Here is an 18,762-nt window from a genome sequence, read left to right on the forward strand (position 1 = left end):
GACCGGGCTGCTCGCCACCGGCCTGGCGCTGCTGACCATGCTTCTGGCCCTGACGGCGTTTGACTACTGGAGCAGCCGCCAGGCCATGCTGGCCGACAGCCGGGTGGAGGCCGCCATTGTTGCCGACAATGTCTCCACGGCCGTGATGTTCCGCGATGCGCACACGACCGAGGAGATCCTGGGCGCCCTCAAGGCCGCGCCCATGGTGCTGATGGCGGCCATCTACGATGCCCAGGGCGTGCTTTTCGCCTCGTACCAGCGCGATGGCGACCAGGTGGCGCCGAGCACGCTCCCGGGCGGCGGCAACGGGGATTTCGAGTACCAGGGCCTGTACCTTCTGGAGATGGCCAAGCCCGTGAAGTTCCGGGGCAAGAGCTCGGGCAGCATCTACCTGCGCAAGTCGATGGCCGAGGTCTACACCCACCTGGTCATCCGCTTCGGCGGCGCGCTGCTCATCGCCGGGGGGACGATGGCACTGGCCACCGCGCTGGTACTGCGCAGCCGCGCGGAGGTCGGCGAGGCGGAACGCCGCCTGCAGGTGCTGGCGCACCAGGATGCGGTGACGGGCGTGGGCAACCGGAACTTTTTCAAAGAACGGCTGGCGCATGAAATCGACCGGGCCGCCACGCTGGGCAGCAAGCTGGCGCTGGTCTACATCGACCTGGACAATTTCAAGACCCTGAACGACACCTTCGGCCATGCCGCCGGCGACGGCCTGCTGCGCCAGGTGGCGCAGCGCCTGCAATCGGTGGTGCGCGAAGGCGATGACATCTGCCGCATGGGGGGCGACGAGTTCTCCGTCATCCTGCGGCTGGACATGGACGAGGCGGCGCTCGGCAGCTACGGCGAGCGCATCGTCGCCGTGTTCGAGAAAGGATTCGTCGAGTCGGAGCAGGAGGTGATGGTGACCTGCAGCGCCGGCATCGCCACCTACCCCGGGGACGCGCCGGACCGCGACAGCCTGATCAGCAGCGCCGATACAGCCATGTACCGCGCCAAGGACCTGGGCAAGAACCGCTGCGAGCGCTTCGACCCGTCGATGAACCTGGCATCGGTGCGGCGCCAGGCCATCGAGCAGGCCCTGCGCCAGGTGCTGGAAGACGGGGACGGCCTGGCCCTGCACTACCAGCCGGTGTTCTCGGCCAAGGACCGCGCGATGATCGGGGCCGAGGCCCTGCTGCGCTGGTCGCACCCGCGGCTGGGCCCGGTTCCGCCGCTGGAGGCGGTGATGGTGGCGGAGGAATGCGGCCTGATCGTGCACCTGGGCTACTGGGTGGTGCGCACCGCCTGCCGGGACGCCGCGCGTTGGCAGGCCCAGGCCCCCGGCCCGCTGCGCGTCGCGGTCAACGTCTCGGCGCGGCAGCTCATCGACCCGCAGTTTCTGGAGCGCGTGATGGACATCCTGGGGTCGCCTCAGAAAACGGAAAATAAAGCACGCTAAGCCGGTTGCAGCGGTCGTAGCGGCCTGAACTTGCCCGCGCCGATCTTGGCGCTGCTGCGCCAGAGGTAATCGCCGGTGAGGTTGATGTGCTCCCAACCGAGCGGCGACAGGTACTGCAACAGCGCGTCATCAACGGCATGGCCGTTGCCACGCAGCGCGTGCGCAGCCCGTTCCAGATAGACCGTGTTCCACAACACGACGGCAGCCGTTACCAGATTGAGGCCGCTAGCCCGGTAGCGCTGCTGCTCGAAACTGCGGTCGCGGATTTCACCCAGGCGGTTGAAAAACACTGCCCTGGCCAGCGCATTGCGCGCCTCGCCCTTGTTCAGGCCGGCATGCACGCGGCGGCGCAGTTCCACGCTTTGCAGCCAGTCCAGGATGAACAGCGTGCGCTCGATGCGGCCCAGCTCGCGGAGCGCCACGGCCAGGCCGTTCTGGCGTGGGTAGCTGCCGAGCTTTCGGAGCATCAGGGAGGCCGTCACCGTGCCCTGCTTGATCGAGGTGGCCAGCCGCAGGATTTCGTCCCAATGGGCGCGGACGTGCTTGATGTTGAGCGTGCCGCCGATCATGGGTTTCAGCGCGTCATAGGCGGCGTCGCCCTTCGGGATGTAGAGCTTGGTGTCGCCCAGGTCGCGGATGCGCGGCGCGAAGCGGAAGCCCAGGAGGTGCATCAGGGCGAAGACGTGATCGGTGAAGCCCGCCGTGTCGGTGTAATGCTCCTCGATCCGCAAGTCGGACTCGTGGTACAGCAGGCCGTCGAGCACGTAGGTCGAATCGCGCACGCCGACGTTCACGACCTTGGTGTGAAATGGCGCGTACTGGTCAGAAATGTGGGTGTAGAACGTCCGCCCTGGGCTGCTCCCGTATTTCGGGTTGATGTGGCCGGTGCTCTCGGCCTTGCTGCCGGTGCGGAAGTTCTGGCCGTCCGACGATGAGGTGGTGCCGTCGCCCCAGTGCTCGGCGAAGGGATGGCGGAACTGTGCGTTGACCAGATCGGCCAGCGCCGCCCCGTAGGTTTCGTCGCGGATGTGCCAGGCTTGCAGCCAAGCCAGCTTGGCGTAGGTCGTGCCGGGGCAAGACTCCGCCATCTTGGTCAGGCCCAGGTTGATCGCGTCGGCGAGGATCGTGGTCAGCAACAGGTTCTTGTCTTTGGCCGGGTCGCCCGATTTCAGATGCGCGAAATGCCGAGTGAAGCCCGTCCATTCGTCCACCTCCAGCAGCAGTTCGGTGATCTTGACGTGCGGCAGGATCATTGCCGTCTGGTCGATCAGCGCTTGGGCGGTGTCGGGTACCGCCGCGTCGAGCGGCGTGATCTTCAAGCCTGACTCGGTGATGATGGCGTCCGGCAGCTCGTTGGCCGTCGCCATACGGTTGACGGTGGCAAGCTGTGTTTCCAGCAGCGTCAGCCGGTCGTTCAGGTACCGGTTGCAGTCGGTGGCCACGGCCAGCGGCAATTCGCTGGCCTGCTTGAGGCTGGCGAATTTCGCGGGCGGCACCAGGTAGTCCTCGAAGTCCTTGAACTGGCGCGACCCCTGCACCCAGATGTCGCCGGAACGCAACGCGTTCTTCACCTCCGACAGCGCGCACAGTTCGTAGTAGCGCCGGTCGATGCCGGTGTCGGTCATGACCAGCTTCTGCCAGCGCGGCTTGATGAACTCGGTCGGCGCGTCGGCGGGCACCTTGCGGGCGTTGTCGCTGTTCATGCCGCGCAGCACCTCGATGGCGTCGAGCACGTCCTTCGCGGCGGGAGCGGCCCGCAGCTTGAGCACGGCAAGGAATTCCGGCGCGTAGCGGCGCAGCGTGGCGTAGCTTTCGCCGATGCGGTGCAGGAAATCGAAGTCCTCGGGCTGCGCAAGCTTCTGCGCTTCGGTGACGCTCTCGGCGAAGGCATCCCAGGACATGACGGCCTCGATGGCGGCGAACGGATCGCGGCCCGCCTGCTTGGCCTCGATCAGCGCCTGGCCGATGCGGCCGAACAGCCGCACCTTGGCGTTGATCGCCTTGCCGGACGCCTGGAATTGCTGCTGATGCTTGTTCTTGGCGGCGTTGAACAGCTTGCCCAGGATGCGGTCGTGCAGGTCGATGATTTCGTCGGTGACGGTGGCCATGCCCTCGATGGCAAGCGCCACCAGGGTGGCATAGCGTCGCTGCGCCTCGAACTTGGCCAGGTCGGCGGGCGTCATCTGGCCACCCTCACGGGCGATCTTGAGCAGGCGGTTCTGGTGCACCGACCGCTCGATGCCAGAAGGCAGGTCGAGCGCCTGCCACGCTTTGAGGCGTTCGATGTGTTCCAGCATGTGCCGCGAATTCGGTTTGACGGGCGATTGGCGCAGCCAGGCCAGCCAGGTCGTTTTGCCGTTGTCCCGACGCTTGAGCAGATCGTCGAGGCGGCGGCGATGCGCGTCCGACAGCGGTTCGGCCAAGGCATCGTAGATGCGCCGGTTGGCGCGGGTGATTGCTTCGGCGCTCGCCCGCTCGACGGCGTTGAGGGCAGGCAGAATGACCGACTGCTGCCGCAGGTGCTCGATCAAGGTGCTGGCCAGCACGATGCCCTTGTCGGTCTGCAAGGCCATCTCGGTCAGCAACTGGACGGCCTGCCGGTAGTGGCCCATGGTAAAGGGCTGGAAGCCGAACACCGTTTGCAGTTCGACCAGGTGCTCGCGCCGGGTCTGCTCCCGCTGCCCGTATTCGTCCCAGCTTTCGACGCTGACCTTGAGCTGGTCGGCGACCAGTTTCAACAAGGGCGGAAACGGCGGCTCATCGACGCCCAGGATGACACCAGGAAAGCGCAGGTAACAGAGCTGCACGGCGAAGCCCAGCCGGTTGGCCGGGCCGCGCCGCTGCCGGATGATGGAGAGGTCGGTTTCGCTGAACGTGTAGTGACGGATCAACTCATCCTTGGTGTCCGGCAACGCCAGCAGGCTTTCGCGCTCGGCGGCGGACAGGATTGAACGACGTGGCATATTTACTGATCCGTTCTCAAGTATTGATACAGGGTTTCGCGACTGATTCCGAATTCACGAGCCAGCTTGGTCTTTTGCTCGCCAGCCTCGACACGTTGGCGCAGTTCGGCAATACGCTCAGACGACAGGGATTTCTTCCTGCCACGGTAGGCCCCGCGCTGCTTGGCGAGCGCGATGCCCTCGCGCTGCCGCTCGCGGATCAAGGCGCGTTCGAACTCGGCGAACGCGCCCATTACCGACAGCATCAGGTTCGCCATCGGCGAGTCCTCGCCGGTGAAGGTCAAATGCTCCTTAAGGAACTCGATGCGTACGCCGCGCTGGGTGAGGCCCTGCACCAGGCGGCGCAGGTCGTCGAGGTTGCGCGCCAGACGATCCATGCTGTGCACCACGACCGTGTCGCCTTCGCGCACGAAGGCGAGCAGCCGTTCCAGTTCGGGCCGCCGTGTGTCCTTGCCCGACGCCTTGTCGGTGAACACTTTATCCACCTGGATCTGTTCGAGCTGCCGTTCTGGGTTCTGGTCGAAGCTGCTGACGCGGACGTAACCGATGCGCTGACCGTGCAAGGTATCCTCCTGAGGGAAATGTGTCAGGAAGAAATCTATGACCCTTGACGGCGTATGTCAATCAATTCGGAAGGCAACTCTATTCTGACGATTTAGCGCCGGATGGTCTGACGCCAAGTTAGGGTATGCCTCAATCTGACGGTAGCGAGTCGCAGGCGTTCGGATCGGCATCGGTTTCGTTCCCTGTCTTGGCACGCGCTTCGAAGCGTTGATAACACTCCAACCCGCAGAAGTGCTCGACGTATTCCGCGCCTTCCGGGGTGAAGGCGGCATCGAGCGGGATTTCCTTGCAGCACACGCAGCAACTGGTGGTGGTCGAGTCACTTGCATTCATGGTGGCACCCCTCCATTGACTGACGAAGACGGCGAATGCCGCCGCCGGCATTGGCTTCGCGAACAGGAAGCCTTGTCCTGTGTCGCAGTCCGCTTGTCGCAATAGATCAAGACTCGCCGATGTTTCCACGCCTTCAGCCACCACATCCATGCCCAGCCCGTGCGCAAGCTGAATCACGGTGTGCACGATGGTTTGGTCGCGGCGGTCGTTGGCGAGCCCGGCGACAAACGATTGGTCGATCTTGAGCGTGCTGATTGGGCAGCACTTCAGATGTTGCAGACAGGAATACCCCGTCCCGAAGTCATCGGCGGCGAAGCGCACACCGATCTGCCGCAAGGCGTCCAGGGCGGGGAAGATCGCCGGATCACCAAACGCGACCGATTCGGTCAGCTCGATTTCGAGATACTCGGCGGGCAACTCGGCATCAGCCAGCACGCCCTTTACCCACCCGTCGAAGTCCGGTCCCACTTGGCTCGCCGAAACATTGACGGCCAGCCGGAACGGTCGCCATGCCAGCATTCGCCAGTCACGCATCTGGCGGCAGGCTTCGCCCAGCACCCAAGCGCCGATTTCAGGCATCAGGCCGGACGATTCGACCACGGGCAGGAACTGGCCCGGTGGCAATAGTCCAAGCGTCGGATGACGCCAGCGCAACAGGGCTTCCGCGCCGACAATCCCACCACTGCGCAGATCGACGACGGGCTGGTAGTGCAGTTCAAGCTGCCCGCGCTCGACCGCTTGGGCCAGTTCCGGCGTCGTCCATCCATCCGGCCGGAAAGCGCTCATTCTCTTTCCCTGAATGCCCGCAACGCCCGCGACAGGGACAGAAGGAACAGGCCGGTCAAACCGAGCGCCGCGATGACCCAATGCTCGCCGAGGAAAGCACCGGCGGTTGTGCCGGCCAGCACGACAGCGAGGATGGGCAGGTGGCAGGGGCAAGTCAGCACAGCCAGTCCGCCCCACAGGTAGCCGGTGATCGGTTTGTGCGTCTCGGACGGCAAGCGCTCGGGGTTGTTCATGGCAGACTCTCCGCGTGCTGTGCCGGCTCGGTCGGCAGGGTGGCCAACTGCACTTCCAGATCGGCCAACGCTTCGCGCCGACGCTCGACGAACTGACGCAGCAGGGCAAGCTGCGCGGCCGCTTCGTCGCCGTCCGCCGCATCCAGCGCCCGGCACAGCCGCGCCAGCGCGTCGAGGCCGATGCCCGCCTCGAAGGCCGCCCGCACGAAGCACAGCCGTTGCAAGGCGGCGTCATCGAACAAGCCGTAGCCGCCTGGTGTGCACGCCACCGGGCGCAGCAATCCGCGCAGCAGGTAGTCGCGCACGATATGCACGCTCACCCCGGCATCAAGAGCCAGCCGGGACACCGTGTAGGCGTTCATTGAACACCTCCTTTTTCTCACCCGGCGCAGCAGGAAAGCTGCTTCACATCCTTGTTGAAGGTCTGCGCCGCGAGCTTCAACCCCTCGACCATCGTCAGGTAGGGGAACAACTGGTCGGCCAGTTCCTGCACCGTCATGCGGTTGCGAATGGCCAGAGCCGCCGTCTGGATCAGTTCACCCGCTTCCGGCGCGACCGCCTGTACGCCGATCAGCCGATGGCTGCCTTCCTCGATAACCAACTTGATGAAGCCGCGTGTGTCGAAGTTGGCGAGCGCACGCGGCACGTTGTCCAAGGTCAAGGTGCGGCTGTCGGTCTCGATCCCGTCGTGGTGGGCTTCCGCCTCGCTGTAGCCCACGGTCGCCACTTGCGGATCGGTGAACACCACGGCCGGCATTGCGGTCAGGTCGAGCGCCGCATCGCCGCCGGTCATGTTGATCGCGGCACGGGTGCCGGCCGCTGCCGCCACATAGACGAACTGCGGCTGGTCGGTGCAGTCGCCGGCCGCGTAGATGTTCGGGTTGCTCGTGCGCATGCCTTGGTCGATGACGATGGCACCTTGCGCATTGACAGTGACCCCCGCTGCGTCCAGCGCGAGGCTGCGCGTGTTCGGTGTCCGACCGGTGGCAACCAGCAGTTTGTCGGCGCGCAATTCACCGTGCGTGGTGGTCAGCACGAATTCACCGTCCATATGGGCGACCTGGCTGGCTTGCGTGTGCTCCAGCACCTCGATGCCCTCGGCACGGAAAGCGGCTGTCACCGCCTCGCCGATGGCCGGGTCTTCACGGAAGAACAAGGTATTGCGCGCCAGGACCGTGACCTTGCTGCCCAGCCGGGCAAAGGCTTGCGCCAGCTCCAGCGCCACCACCGACGAGCCGATTACGGCAAGGCGTTCGGGAATGGTGTCGCTCGCCAGGGCCTCGGTGGAAGTCCAGTAGGGTGACTCTTTCAAGCCCGGAATCGGCGGGACCGCCGGGCTGGCACCCGTGGCGACCAGGCAGCGGTCGAACATCACGACGCGCTCACCACCCTCGTTCAAACGGACGACAACGCTCTGGTCGTCCTTGAAACGAGCTTCACCATGCAGAACGGTGATGGCTGAATTGCTGTCCAGGATGCCTTCGTACTTGGCGTGCCGCAGTTCGTCGACGCGGTCCTGCTGCTGGGCCAGCATCTTACTGCGGTCAATCGTAGGCACAGTTGCCGCAATACCGCCATCGAACGGGCTTTCCCGGCGCAGATGGGCGATGTGGGCGGCGCGGATCATGATCTTGGACGGCACACAGCCGACATTGACGCAGGTGCCGCCGATGGTGCCGCGCTCGATCAGCGTGACCTGCGCGCCTTGCTCGACGGCCTTCAGCGCCGCCGCCATCGCGGCTCCACCGCTGCCAATGACCGCTACCTGCACCGGGGGCTCGTTGCCACTGTGCTTTTCGGCGGCGGCCATCCATCCCCGCACCTTGTCGAGCAGTCCGACGCGGTTGTCCGCCAGTGGCGCATCGGCTAGCGTTGCCTTGTAGCCCAGTCCGGCCACGGCGGCAGTCAGCGCGTCCGGCGATGTGCCCGGCACGATGGCGAGTTGCGCTGTGCCCTTCGGATAGGACACCAGCGCCGACTGCACGCCTGGCACTTTTTCCAGCGCTTCCTTGACGTGCGCCGCGCACGAGTCGCAAGTCATGCCGGTGATTTTTAGATGGGTCATGCAACAGATCCTTTATCGTTTGTGGCGCCAGACAATGACGTCCGTTGTGCTGCGGTGCCGTTTTCAGTGACTCACTGCTTGACGCTGGACGGATAGCCCGCGTCTGCGGTTGCCTTGGTCAGCTTCTGCACGCTGGTCTTGGCATCGTCGAAGGTGACGACCGCTTGGCGTGTCTCGAAAGTCACGTCAACTTTGCTGACGCCTTCGACCTTGGAAATCGCCTTCTTGACAGTGATCGGGCAGGCGGAGCAGGTCATGCCCGGTACGGACAGCGTGACGGTCTGGGTGGCGGCCCAGACGGGGGCAACAACGGCGGCGAGGGCGAGGGAGGCAAACAGTTTCTTCATGGTGAACTCCGATCAGTAGAAAAATGGCATGACGTAGGGAAATCCGAGCGCGACCAGAACCAGCGCGGCCACGATCCAGAAAATGAGCTTGTAAGTAGCTCGCACTTGGGGAATCGCGCAGACCTCACCCGGTTTGCAGGCCGCTGCCTGCCGGTAGATGCGCCGCCAGGCGAAGAACAACGCCACCAGCGCCACGCCAATAAAGATGGGGCGATAGGGTTCCAACACCGCCAAGTTGCCGATCCAAGCGCCGCTGAACCCCAAGGCGATCAGAACCAACGGCCCGAGGCAGCAAGCCGAGGCGATGATGGCGGCAAGCCCTCCAGTGAAGAGCGCGCCGCGCCCGGTTTTTGGTTCAGACATGCGCTTGTCCTTTCGAATTGAAATTGGATAGCGTAACCTTACTTCCGTACTCATGTACGGAGTCAAGCGATATGGAAAACAATTTGGAGAACCTGACCATTGGCGTTTTCGCCAAGGCGGCCGGGGTCAATGTGGAGACCATCCGTTTCTATCAGCGCAAGGGCTTGTTGCTGGAGCCTGACAAGCCCTATGGCAGCATCCGCCGCTATGGCGAGGCGGATGTAACGCGGGTGCGCTTCGTGAAATCAGCCCAGCGGCTGGGCTTCAGCCTGGATGAGATCGCCGAGCTGCTGCGGCTGGAGGATGGCACCCATTGCGAGGAAGCCAGCAGTCTGGCCGAGCACAAGCTCAAGGACGTGCGCGAGAAAATGGCTGACCTGGCGCGCATGGAGGCCGTGCTGTCTGAGTTGGTGTGCGCCTGCCATGCGCGAAGGGGGAACGTTTCCTGCCCGCTGATCGCGTCACTACAGGGTTGAGCACGCTTGGCAGGTTAGGATATGCCTTAGCGTGCTTTATTTTCCGTTTTCTGCGACGACCCCATCCTGCGCGAGGAAGGCCTGCCGGCCCACCTGCTGGAAATCGAGCTGACCGAGACCGTGCTCATGGAGAACATGGATGCCTGCGCCAGCACCCTGCACCGCCTGAGCCAGTTGGGCGTGCACCTGGCCATCGACGACTTCGGCACCGGCTACTCGTCGCTGGCCTACCTGCGGCGCCTGCCCATGAAGCGCCTGAAGATCGACCGCAGCTTCATCCGCGACCTGCCCGGGCAGGAGCACAGCCGCATGATCGTCAACGCCATCATCGCCCTCTCCCACGGCCTGGGCCTGGCCGTCACGGCCGAAGGCGTGGAAACGCGCGAGCAGGCCGACTACCTGGTGGACGCCGGCTGCGACGTGCTGCAGGGCTTTGCGTTTGCGCGGCCCATGCCGGTGGAGCAGTTCGAGGCGATGCAGGCGGCGCGGTAGCCGCGGATTCGCGGCCCCCGCACCCCCGCATCAGCCCGGCATGCGCACGATCACCTTGCCCCGCGCGTGCCCGCCGGCCAGATGCACCAGGGCTGCGCGGGCCTCTTCGAGCGGGTGGATGCTGTCCAGCACCACCTGCAGTTGCCCGGATGCGAGGCGCGCGAGGATGGCGTCCAGCACCGGCGCATCGTGCTGGAAGAAGGCGAAGGCCGCGCGCACCCCATCCTGCCCTTGTATGGCATGGTCCACCACCGACACCAGCAGGCCAGCGGGTCGGATCAGCGGCCAGGACCGCTCGGTCGCGCCACCGCCCACGGTGTCGATCACGAGGTCCAGATCCCGGGCCCTCGCCTCGAGCTCGCCCGTGCGGTAGTCGACCACCTCGTGCGCACCGAGCGCCTTGACCAGGCCATGGTTGCCCGCCGATGCGGTGGCCACCACGTGCGCCCCGGCCTGGCGCGCCAATTGCACGGCAAAGCCCCCGACCCCGCCTGCGGCGGCGTGGATCAGCACGCGCAGCCCGGCCTGGAGCCGGCCCACGCCAAACAAGGCCAGCCAGGCGGTGCCCGCAGCCGTGGGCAGCGCAGCTGCCTGCTCGAAGGCAATGCCGTCGGGCAATGGGCTCAGCGCCAGCTCCGACACCAGCGCGGCCTGCGCCAGTGCACCGCCCGCCGTGGGCTCCAAGCGCCCCACGACCCGGTCACCCGGGCGAAAGCGCGTTGCCTGCGGCCCCGCGGCCTGCACCACGCCCGCGAAGTCGGTGGCCAGGGTATACGGCAGTTTCACCGGAAACACCGTCTGCATGTGGCCGGCGAGCATCTTGAGGTCCAGCGGATTGATGCCGGCGGCCTCAATGTGCACTGCCACCTGCGCTGCCGCGGGGGCCGGCAACGGGGCCACATCGTCCAATACGGCCCGATCCGGCGTGCCGAATCCGTGGATACGCAGCGCTTTCATGCAGCCTCCTTGTCTGCGGCCGGTGGAAAGCTGCCCATCTGCCGGAAGGCACCGAACCAGTCTTCCAGGTGCCAGGTGCGCTGGATGCGGTCGCCACGCAGTTCGTGGAACTCATGGATGGGAATGCTCAGGTGCCGGCCCGTGGCGGCAATGCCGAACAGCGGCCCCTGGTGGGTACCGGAGATCTCGGCACGCACGGCCAGCCGGCCCGGTGCCTGGATCACGTCGTGGAGGGTGATGTGCACGTCCGGCATGGCTTCGATGAAGCTGCGGATGATGGGCTTGAGCCCGTTGGGTCCTGGGCCCTGGCCGGGCGCGAGGGGAATGTCGTCCCAGTCGGGGGTGACGGCCTGGTCGATCAAGTCGGGGTTCTTGTCGCTGAAAGCGCGGTACAGCGCTTCTACGGCCTGGCGCTCGCGGCGCAGTTGCAGGGATGGGGTCGAAGCGGTCATCGGTAAGTCCTCTAGAGGTGTTGGGAAAGCGATGACCTGATTCTGAAAATTTACCTAAAATCTGTCCAACAAATGATAAATATGAATTGATATTTGATTTATGAATTTTCATGGCATCGACCTGAACCTCCTGGCCGCCTTTGATGCATTGATGGACGAGCGCAATGTCACCCGCGCCGCTGTGCGCGTGGGGGTGAGCCAGCCGGCCATGAGTGCAGCGCTGTCACGCCTGCGCACGCTGTTTGCCGACCCGTTGTTCTTGCGCAGTGCCGAGGGTTTGCTGCCCACGCAGCGTGCACGGGATCTGGCCGAGCCGATTGCGCAGGCGCTGCGTCAGATCGAGGCCGCTGTCGTGCCCCGGCCGCAGTTCGATGCGGCGCGCGCGTCGTTCACCTTCAACCTGGGCCTGTACGACTACCCGGCCATGGTGCTGCTGCCGGCGCTGGCCGAGTCGCTCAGGGCGCAGGCGCAGGGTGTGTCATTGAACGTGCACGCCTTCAGCGCCCGCGACAGCGCGGTGGACCTGCTCGACGCGGGCACCATCGACGCGGCCGTGGGTGTGCCGCCGACCCAGGCCGATGGCCGCATCTTCACCCGCCCGGTCCTGCAGGACGAGTTCGTCACCATCGTGCGGCGGGACCATCCCCAGGTCCGCCAGGGCCTGGATCTGAATGCCTACCTTGCGCTTTCGCATGTGCTGGTCTCGCCCGAAGGCGACCGCCATGGCCTGGTGGACCAGGCACTGGCGCAGTTGGGCAAGCGCCGCCACCTTGCGGTGACCCTGCCCCAGCTGTTCGCAGCCCCTGCGCTGGTGGCCCGCACCGACATGGCGGCCACGTTGCTGCGGCGCGTGGCACTGCATGCGGCCGAGCACCGCCAACTGGCGGTGTTTGCCCCGCCTCTGGCGTTGCCCGCCATCGGCTTCCATCTGATCTGGCACAGGCGCAACGAATTGCATGCGGCGCAGCAGTGGCTGCGCGGCATGATCACGGGCCTGGCGAACGGCTTGCAACCCGGCGATGTACCGGATGCGCCGGGTCAGCCAATCGCCGGATAGCTCCCCGTACCCTCGGGCCAGGCCGTCAGCACCTCGAAGCCATCGGCCGTCACGGCCACCATGTGCTCCCACTGGGCCGAGAGCGAATGGTCGCGCGTCACCACGGTCCAGCCATCGGGCAGCTCGCGCGTCTCGCGCCGGCCGACGTTGACCATGGGCTCGATGGTGAAGACCATGCCCTCTTCCAGCACGATGCCCTGGCCGGGCTGGCCGTAGTGCAGCACCTGCAGGTCCTCGTGGTAGATCTGCCCGATGCCGTGGCCGCAGTAGTCGCGCACGATGCTGAAGCGCTCGCGCTCGGCCACCGCCTGGATGGCGTGGCCCACATCGCCCAGCGTGGCTCCCGGGCGCACCTGGCGGATGCCGGCGCACATGGCCTCGTAGGTGGTCTCCACCAGCCGGCGGGCCAGGCGGCTGGGCTCGCCCACGTAGTACATGCGGCTGGTGTCACCGAACCAGCCATCCTTGATGACGGCCACATCGATGTTGATGATGTCGCCCTTATTGAGCACCTTGTCGGCCGCGGGCACGCCGTGGCAGACGACATGGTTGACGGAGGTGCAGACGGTCTTGGTGAAGCCCTGGTAGCCGATGTTGGCCGGGGTCGCCTGCAGTTCGTTGACGATGAACTCGCGGCATCGGTCGTCCAGCGCCTCGGTGGAGACGCCGGGCTGCACGTACGGGCCGATCATCTGCAGCACCCGTGCCGCCAGTTGGGCGGCAATGCGGGACTGGGCGATTTCGGCCGGCGTCTTGATGATGACCTGGGGGTGCCGGGCTCCCATCACTGCACCCGCCTGACCTGAAGGCTGGGCTTGCTGTCGCCAGCGCCACTGCCGCCACCGGCGGATGGCAGCGCCTGTGCGAGCGCAGCCAGATCGAACCCGCCCGCCTGCTCGGCGCGGATCAGCAGCTGGCAGATCTGGCTGTGGCTGAGCTCGGGGTGCAGCTCGGCGAGCATGCCCACGCGCATCCAGTGCTCGGCCTGGGAGTTGATGGAACGAGACAGCGCATTGCTGGCAATGCGCAGGTTCTCGTGCATTTGGTCGGAAATTTTGACGATGCCCATGGTGTGAATTATACGAAACATATACGTTTCGTGTAAACCATGGTCTGCTGGCCGACCGTGCGGCCGGCCCGGGTGTCAGAAAGCGACCTTTACGCCCAAAGTGATGTTGCGCCCCATCAGCGGCGCCGCGTTCTTGATGAACGAGGTGTGGGCGTACGCCAGGCGATCCGTCAGGTTGTTGGCCTTGAGGTAGACCTGCCAGGGCGTCTCGCCGTTGTACTTGCCGCTGTAGCTCACGCCCAGGTTGAGCATGCCGTAGCCGGGCGTGGCCGATTCGAACTCGGCCACGCGGTTCTGGCGTGCCACCTGTACCCATTCGACCTGGCCTTCCCAGGCATTCCAGTTCGCATCCATGCGCACACCGGCGCGTGTGGCGGGAATGCGCGGCAGCAGGCCGCCGCCGGCCAGGCGGGCACGCACCGTGTCGCCGAACAGGGTGACACCCAGGTTGTGCGTGAGGCGCTGGCGCACCTGGCCTTCGATGCCGGTGAAGGTGGCATCGGCCTGGGCGTACTGCAGGAGGTGCAGGCCGTCGACTTCGTCGAGCGTGCGGCCGTAGATGTAGTTGTTCACCCGGTTGCGGAACACGCTGGCGCTGAAGGTGGTGTCGCCGCTGGTCTTGCGCAGGCTCAGGTCGATGTTCTGCGAGGTCTCCGAGCGCAGGTCGGCGTTGCCGCGCTCGTACGTGCTGGTGGCCATGTGCAGGCCGTTGGCAAACAGCTCTTCAGCCGAGGGCGCGCGGCTGGCACGCGTGAGCGAGGCGCCCAGCGAATAGCCCGGCGTGAACTGCCACACCGCACCCAGCGATGCCGAAGTGCCGTTGTGGCTGCGCTCGATGCCCGAGTCCTGCGCCTCGGCGGTCTGGCGGTCGTGGCGTAGCGCGCCTTCGAAGCGCCAGTCGCCCATGCGGTATTCCTCGAGCACGAACAGGCCGGTCTTGCCCGTCTCGGTGGGCTGCACATAGGCCTCCTCACCTTCGGCGCTGAACTTGCGCTGCGAGGTCTGCAGGCCGAACACACCCTTGAAACCGGCGATGGGTTCGTGCTGCAGCTCCACGCGCGTGTCGTAGGCCTTGTTCTTGAAGGTGGTGCTGATGGCGCCGTCTTCCACCTCGTCGTGCTTGTAGTCGGTGACGCCGGCGCGCAGGCGCAGGGCCGAAAAGCCGGTGAAGGGGTTGCGCAGCTCGCCGCGCACGTCGAAGCGCTCGCTGCGAAGGTCCACCACCGGCACGGCCGCGGCGCCGTGCTCGTCATGGTCGTGGTCGTGCCCGTCGTCGTCGCCGTGGGCACCGCAGTGCAGGTGGTTGCCGTGGGTGTGGCAGCCCTCGAAGCTGTGGTTGTGGCCCGGCAGGCCGTAGCGCGCCGTCTGGCGCGTGTAGGCGGCGCCCAGGTAGCCGCGGTCGCCCACCCAGGACAGGCCCACGCTGCCCGTGTCGGTGCGGTTGAAGCTGCCCAGCACCTTGCGCGCCGGCTCGCCATTGGGGGCCCAGCCCTTGCCCACGCGGTAGTCGCTGGCATCGCGCGACACACCTTCCACGTGCACGGCCAGGTTGCCGGCCCCGCCGGTCAGCGAGAAGGCCCCTGCCCCCTCCCGCGCACCGCTGTTGGCGCGCCGCTCGGCACTGCCTTCGTAGCCCTTTTCCGGGACGGCAGTGGGAATCTTGCCGTCGAGCACATTGACCACGCCACCCACGGCACCGTTGCCATGCACCAGGGCCGAGGGGCCGCGCAGCACCTCGATCTGCGTGGCCAGCAGGGGCTCGGACACCACGGCATGGTCGGGGCTGATGGTGGAGGCATCGTGCAGCTCGGCACCGTCGGACAGCACCTTGACGCGCGGGCCGTCCATGCCGCGGATGATGGGGCGGCTGGCGCCCGCGCCGAAGTGGCTGCTGGTGATGCCGGGCTCGCTGTTCAGCGTCTCGCCCAGCGTGGCCTCGCGGCGGCGCACGAGCTCGTCGCCTTCGAGCACGCTCACGGGCGTGGTCATTTCATTGACACCCAGTTGCAGGCCGCTGGTGGACACCGTGACGGACGGCAGGCTGGGGGCATTGGCCGCCGTGTCGGGCGCAGCCGGCGCCGCCGTCTGGGCCAGGCTGCTGCCGGCAGACAGGGCCAGCATGGCAGCCAGGGCGATGGGATGCAGCGCGGGGCGGCGGGAAGAGGAGTGGAGCGAAAGTGTCGTCATGGTGTTCAGTGCAAAAGCGTGCGCGCAGCGAGGCAGCGGCCGGTCACGGGCGCACGCCTTCATGCCGCGGGGCATGAATCAAAGGAAAGAAAGAAAACGGGTATGCAGTCAGCCGCCTGGCGCGCAGGCGTCTACCGCAATGGATTCAAGGAACAGAGGCTGCAGCAGCGTGCGCGACAAGGCCCTGCCCTGCCGGCCAGGTGGCCCATGCGGGGAGAGAAAGGGCTGTCAGGCGCGCGGCGCAGGCGGCGGGGCGCGCGCCTGGAACAGCGCCGCATGGCGCGCCTGCACGCCGTGGGCATGCGCGGCCACCGGCGCAGGGGCCGGCGAAGGGGGCAGCAGCAGCAGTGCGGCGCTGTGCAGGGCGTCGCCCAGCGCGAGCTGGTCGAGCAAAAGGCAATCGACCAGGCTGTGGCTGGACAGGAAGCCGCCGGCATCGCGCGCCACCCCATGGGCGGCTGCGTGCTCTGCCGTCACCTGCGCAACCAGCGCGCCATGGCCCGCATGGATCTGGGCCAGCGGCTGGGCATGGGCAATCTGGTGCAGGCGGCCGGCCGTGGGCACCCAGGCCAGCGCCAGCACCAGCCAGACCAGGGCCAGCCGGGCCGCCCACGCACGCGCACCCGCCTCAGGGGCTGGGTGCCCCATGCGGGTGGAGACGGCCTGCAAGGCCATCGGCGGGGTGCGCGAGCGGTTCACGGGAAGGATGGTGGGCTTACTTCACCGGCACCGCTTCGACCACACGGTAGTACAGGCCGTAGGGATCGTTGTTCAGCACGGTGAAGCGGCCCTCGACCACCACGGGTTCGAGCGAGTAGCGCACGGGCGTCTTGGCCTTGACCTCGACCATGCTTTCGGGACCGCCTGGAATGCAGAACGAGCAGGTCAGCGGCACGGAGGTGAGCAAAAAGTGCGTCTGCGTGGCCTTGGCGTCGAGCGGCATCATGAAGCCCTGGATGCGCTGCACCGTCTTGTCCATGCCCTGCTGCTGGGCGTTGAACACGGGCAGGATGCCATCCTTGGTGGTCTTCTTGGTCAGATCGCTGAGCACCGACCATGGCACCACGTCATTGCGCTGCGGCAGCGGGGCAATCGGGCTGTTGGGGCTGTGGTAGCCTGCACCCGAGCCCGTGGGCGCCGTGCCCGGCATGGGCGAGCTGAGCACCGGCGCGTTGAAGGGCGCGCCGGCCGTGGCCGCAGGCTTGCTTTCGGCACGGGCACCCACCACCCCGACCAGGGCGCTGGCCAGTATCAACACGGACAGGAAACGGGGCGATGGAGGATGGTGGTGCATCGAAAGTCCTTGGTAACAGGGCTGGCGTTATTTTCTTACAGTTGAAGCCCTTGAGGCGCCAAGCCCTTGAAACTGGCGCGGCACAGGCCGGCGCCCCCGCGCAAGGGCCGCCCCGCCGCGCTGGGGGTGTCCCCCTCGGGGGGAAGGCGCGAAGCGACTCAGGGGGGATCAATGTACGTGGCGCATGCCACAGAACTTGCCGATGGCCAGACCCTTGCAGGCCACCTGGAGTTCCTTCTGGCACTGGTCATGGCTCTTGCCCGCTTCCAGGCACTTGGCGGCGGCCTCGTGTGCTGCGGCCATGGCGCGGTGGCGCTGGATGTCGGCCTTGGTTTCCTGGTCGGAGTGCGCGCCTTGGGCGTGGGCAAAGGCGCCTGCCAGCAGCAAGGGGGCAATGGCCAGTGCGGTGAGCAGCTTTTTCATGGTGAACCTTTCAAGGACAGTTGGTAATCGGATCAGGGCTGGCTGAGTAGGTCGGCCACTTCCGTGCGGTAGGCCTGCATCGCGGGCAGCAGTGCTGCAAACGCGGCCACGGCGCCAGCGATCAGCGGCACCCCGGCCTCGGCCGGCAGCCAGACCAGGCCGGTCACGGGCAGCAGCCCCTGCGCCTGCAGCACCCAGCCCAGCACCTGGGCCAGGCCGTGGCCCAACAGCAGGCCCAGCACGGAGGCCATGGCGGCCAGCCACAGGGCTTCGCACAGCACCAGGCCGGCCACGCGGCCCGGCGGTGCGCCCAGCATGCGCAGCATGGCCAGATCGGTGCGGCGCTCGCGCACGGCATTCCACAGGGCGATGAAAACGCTGAGCGCTGCCACGCCCAGCAGCACGCCGCCAAAGGCGCGCAGCACGTCGGCCCCCACGCCCAGCAGGCGCAGCAGGCGCGTGACCTCGATGGCCGGGGCCGCCGCCTGCATGGAGGTGTCGGCATTGATCTGGCGCGGCAGCGTGATGGCGGCCATGGGCGTGCGGTAGCGCAGCAGGGCCACGGTCACCTCGCGCTCTTCCTTGAGCACCTCCAGGTCCTCGGGCTCGGATGCCGTGGCGGTTTCGTGCACCATCCAGACCGATTCGGTGGACGTGAGGATCAGCCGGTCGAGCACACAGCCGCAGGGCGCCAGCACGCCGGCCACGCGGTAGGGGTGTTCGCCATGCGCATGCCCTCCCCCGCCCAGGCCATGGCTGCCAATGAAGGTGCCGCCCACGAGCGCAGCGCCTGCATGCCCCTCGCGGGCGATGCCGCGCGCCACGGTGGCGCCCAGCACGGCATCCATGGGTTGCGCCCAGGGCTGTCCATGGGCCAGGCTGGCGCCGTAGAGCGCCAGGTAGTCGGGCGTGGTGCCCACGATGCGGAAACCCTGGTAGCTGTCGCCCAGGCTCAGCGGAATCACCTGGGCCACCAGCGGGTTCTTCTGCAGCGCCTGCACTTCCTGCAGCGGGATATTGCCCGTGGGCACGTCGATATGGAACACCCCCGCCAGGATCAGTTGCAGCGGGCTGCCCTTGGCACCCACCACGAGGTCGATGCCATCGAGGTCGCGCTCGAAGGCGCGGTCGAGCTGCGTGGCGACCAGCAGCACCAGCGTGATCGCCGCCAGGCCGAGCGTGAGCACCAGCAGGTTGAGCGCAGCGGCCAAGGGGCGCGCCCACAGGTAGCGCCATGACAGGGAGAACAGCTTGGCCATG

At 66.4% G+C, this 18,762-nt stretch carries 21 protein-coding genes; 4 read left to right on the forward strand and 17 right to left on the reverse strand.

The window, feature by feature from the left end; all coding sequences use genetic code 11:
* On the forward strand, positions 1-1,441 hold a 1,441-nt coding region (locus ACK59X_RS10510), incomplete at its 5' end, for a putative bifunctional diguanylate cyclase/phosphodiesterase (RefSeq protein WP_409957156.1).
* Here the strand turns inward: ACK59X_RS10510 and ACK59X_RS10515 are convergent.
* The 8 genes from ACK59X_RS10515 to merT form a co-directional block, all read right to left on the reverse strand.
* Complete coding sequence (locus tag ACK59X_RS10515; RefSeq protein WP_409957158.1) at positions 1,438-4,404, reverse strand: Tn3 family transposase; 2,967 nt, start codon at positions 4,402-4,404, stop codon at positions 1,438-1,440. The genes ACK59X_RS10510 and ACK59X_RS10515 overlap by 4 nt on opposite strands.
* 2 nt (positions 4,405-4,406) lie before the next feature.
* Positions 4,407-4,967, reverse strand: a complete 561-nt coding sequence (locus tag ACK59X_RS10520) for a recombinase family protein (protein WP_003124096.1) — start codon at positions 4,965-4,967, stop codon at positions 4,407-4,409.
* A 130-nt stretch (positions 4,968-5,097) separates the two neighbouring features.
* Entirely contained in the window at positions 5,098-6,087 is a 990-nt protein-coding gene (locus ACK59X_RS10525) for a DUF3330 domain-containing protein (RefSeq protein WP_003132006.1), read from the reverse strand.
* On the reverse strand, positions 6,084-6,320 hold the full coding sequence (gene merE, locus ACK59X_RS10530) for a broad-spectrum mercury transporter MerE (protein ID WP_003132004.1): 237 nt from the start codon (positions 6,318-6,320) through the stop codon (positions 6,084-6,086). Before merE ends, ACK59X_RS10525 begins: the two co-directional genes overlap by 4 nt.
* Positions 6,317-6,682, reverse strand: coding sequence for a mercury resistance co-regulator MerD (merD, locus tag ACK59X_RS10535; RefSeq protein WP_000995360.1), 366 nt, complete (start codon positions 6,680-6,682; stop codon positions 6,317-6,319). Before merD ends, merE begins: the two co-directional genes overlap by 4 nt.
* Before the next feature lie 17 nt (positions 6,683-6,699).
* On the reverse strand, positions 6,700-8,385 hold the full coding sequence (merA, locus tag ACK59X_RS10540) for a mercury(II) reductase (protein WP_409957162.1): 1,686 nt from the start codon (positions 8,383-8,385) through the stop codon (positions 6,700-6,702).
* Positions 8,386-8,456: 71 nt separating this feature from the next.
* On the reverse strand, positions 8,457-8,732 hold the full coding sequence (merP, locus tag ACK59X_RS10545) for a mercury resistance system periplasmic binding protein MerP (protein ID WP_003131987.1): 276 nt from the start codon (positions 8,730-8,732) through the stop codon (positions 8,457-8,459).
* A 12-nt stretch (positions 8,733-8,744) separates the two neighbouring features.
* Positions 8,745-9,095, reverse strand: coding sequence for a mercuric ion transporter MerT (gene merT, locus ACK59X_RS10550; protein ID WP_409957164.1), 351 nt, complete (start codon positions 9,093-9,095; stop codon positions 8,745-8,747).
* Between the two features lie 71 nt (positions 9,096-9,166).
* Here merT and merR point away from each other — a divergent pair, with 71 nt between their 5' ends.
* Positions 9,167-9,571 carry an Hg(II)-responsive transcriptional regulator gene (gene merR, locus ACK59X_RS10555; protein WP_409957166.1) on the forward strand — a complete coding sequence of 135 codons (405 nt, stop codon included), beginning with the start codon at positions 9,167-9,169 and terminating at the stop codon, positions 9,569-9,571.
* 66 nt (positions 9,572-9,637) lie between these two features.
* Positions 9,638-10,063, forward strand: coding sequence for an EAL domain-containing protein (locus tag ACK59X_RS10560; RefSeq protein WP_409957237.1), 426 nt, complete (start codon positions 9,638-9,640; stop codon positions 10,061-10,063).
* A 30-nt stretch (positions 10,064-10,093) separates the two neighbouring features.
* Here the strand turns inward: ACK59X_RS10560 and ACK59X_RS10565 are convergent, their stop codons facing one another.
* The gene (locus tag ACK59X_RS10565) at positions 10,094-11,020 is read right to left on the reverse strand and encodes an NADP-dependent oxidoreductase (RefSeq protein ID WP_409957167.1); all 927 of its coding nucleotides are present in this window, start codon (positions 11,018-11,020) and stop codon (positions 10,094-10,096) included.
* Positions 11,017-11,472: an ester cyclase gene (locus tag ACK59X_RS10570; RefSeq protein ID WP_409957169.1), complete on the reverse strand. Its 456-nt coding sequence runs from the start codon at positions 11,470-11,472 to the stop codon at positions 11,017-11,019. Before ACK59X_RS10570 ends, ACK59X_RS10565 begins: the two co-directional genes overlap by 4 nt.
* 100 nt (positions 11,473-11,572) lie before the next feature.
* Between ACK59X_RS10570 and ACK59X_RS10575 the strand changes: the two genes are divergently transcribed.
* The gene (locus ACK59X_RS10575; RefSeq protein ID WP_409957170.1) at positions 11,573-12,529 is read left to right on the forward strand and encodes a LysR family transcriptional regulator; all 957 of its coding nucleotides are present in this window, start codon (positions 11,573-11,575) and stop codon (positions 12,527-12,529) included.
* Here the strand turns inward: ACK59X_RS10575 and map are convergent.
* From map to ACK59X_RS10610, 7 genes are all read right to left on the reverse strand, one after another.
* Complete coding sequence (map, locus tag ACK59X_RS10580) at positions 12,511-13,314, reverse strand: type I methionyl aminopeptidase (protein ID WP_409957172.1); 804 nt, start codon at positions 13,312-13,314, stop codon at positions 12,511-12,513. The two genes, ACK59X_RS10575 and map, sit on opposite strands and share 19 nt — an antisense overlap.
* Positions 13,314-13,598: a ParD-like family protein gene (locus tag ACK59X_RS10585; protein WP_409957174.1), complete on the reverse strand. Its 285-nt coding sequence runs from the start codon at positions 13,596-13,598 to the stop codon at positions 13,314-13,316. The genes map and ACK59X_RS10585 overlap by 1 nt, the downstream gene beginning before the upstream one ends.
* Before the next feature lie 75 nt (positions 13,599-13,673).
* Entirely contained in the window at positions 13,674-15,785 is a 2,112-nt protein-coding gene (locus ACK59X_RS10590) for a TonB-dependent receptor domain-containing protein (RefSeq protein ID WP_409957176.1), read from the reverse strand.
* 228 nt (positions 15,786-16,013) lie between these two features.
* Entirely contained in the window at positions 16,014-16,484 is a 471-nt protein-coding gene (locus ACK59X_RS10595; RefSeq protein WP_409957178.1) for a hypothetical protein, read from the reverse strand.
* 16 nt (positions 16,485-16,500) lie between these two features.
* Entirely contained in the window at positions 16,501-17,079 is a 579-nt protein-coding gene (locus tag ACK59X_RS10600) for a DUF3299 domain-containing protein (protein ID WP_409957180.1), read from the reverse strand.
* Between the two features lie 168 nt (positions 17,080-17,247).
* On the reverse strand, positions 17,248-17,502 hold the full coding sequence (locus tag ACK59X_RS10605; RefSeq protein WP_409957181.1) for a hypothetical protein: 255 nt from the start codon (positions 17,500-17,502) through the stop codon (positions 17,248-17,250).
* Positions 17,503-17,534: 32 nt separating this feature from the next.
* Positions 17,535-18,761 (reverse strand): FtsX-like permease family protein, encoded by a 1,227-nt coding sequence (locus ACK59X_RS10610; RefSeq protein WP_409957183.1) that lies wholly within the window; start codon positions 18,759-18,761, stop codon positions 17,535-17,537.
* Position 18,762: the final 1 nt, after the last annotated feature.

It is taken from the genome of Acidovorax sp. (assembly GCF_046339755.1).
Classification (GTDB): Bacteria; Pseudomonadota; Gammaproteobacteria; order Burkholderiales; family Burkholderiaceae_C; genus Acidovorax.

Coding starts and splice junctions, on each gene's coding strand:
- merT (WP_409957164.1), bottom strand. CDS start 9,095: ATGTCTGAACCAAAAACCGGGCGCGGCGCGCTCTTCACTGGAGGGCTT.
- ACK59X_RS10565 (WP_409957167.1), bottom strand. CDS start 11,020: ATGAAAGCGCTGCGTATCCACGGATTCGGCACGCCGGATCGGGCCGTA.
- merA (WP_409957162.1), bottom strand. CDS start 8,385: ATGACCCATCTAAAAATCACCGGCATGACTTGCGACTCGTGCGCGGCG.
- ACK59X_RS10585 (WP_409957174.1), bottom strand. CDS start 13,598: ATGGGCATCGTCAAAATTTCCGACCAAATGCACGAGAACCTGCGCATT.
- ACK59X_RS10610 (WP_409957183.1), bottom strand. CDS start 18,761: ATGGCCAAGCTGTTCTCCCTGTCATGGCGCTACCTGTGGGCGCGCCCC.
- merR (WP_409957166.1), top strand. CDS start 9,167: ATGGAAAACAATTTGGAGAACCTGACCATTGGCGTTTTCGCCAAGGCG.
- ACK59X_RS10515 (WP_409957158.1), bottom strand. CDS start 4,404: ATGCCACGTCGTTCAATCCTGTCCGCCGCCGAGCGCGAAAGCCTGCTG.
- ACK59X_RS10575 (WP_409957170.1), top strand. CDS start 11,573: ATGAATTTTCATGGCATCGACCTGAACCTCCTGGCCGCCTTTGATGCA.
- ACK59X_RS10570 (WP_409957169.1), bottom strand. CDS start 11,472: ATGACCGCTTCGACCCCATCCCTGCAACTGCGCCGCGAGCGCCAGGCC.
- merD (WP_000995360.1), bottom strand. CDS start 6,682: ATGAACGCCTACACGGTGTCCCGGCTGGCTCTTGATGCCGGGGTGAGC.
- map (WP_409957172.1), bottom strand. CDS start 13,314: ATGGGAGCCCGGCACCCCCAGGTCATCATCAAGACGCCGGCCGAAATC.
- ACK59X_RS10600 (WP_409957180.1), bottom strand. CDS start 17,079: ATGCACCACCATCCTCCATCGCCCCGTTTCCTGTCCGTGTTGATACTG.
- merP (WP_003131987.1), bottom strand. CDS start 8,732: ATGAAGAAACTGTTTGCCTCCCTCGCCCTCGCCGCCGTTGTTGCCCCC.
- ACK59X_RS10525 (WP_003132006.1), bottom strand. CDS start 6,087: ATGAGCGCTTTCCGGCCGGATGGATGGACGACGCCGGAACTGGCCCAA.
- ACK59X_RS10605 (WP_409957181.1), bottom strand. CDS start 17,502: ATGAAAAAGCTGCTCACCGCACTGGCCATTGCCCCCTTGCTGCTGGCA.
- ACK59X_RS10590 (WP_409957176.1), bottom strand. CDS start 15,785: ATGACGACACTTTCGCTCCACTCCTCTTCCCGCCGCCCCGCGCTGCAT.
- merE (WP_003132004.1), bottom strand. CDS start 6,320: ATGAACAACCCCGAGCGCTTGCCGTCCGAGACGCACAAACCGATCACC.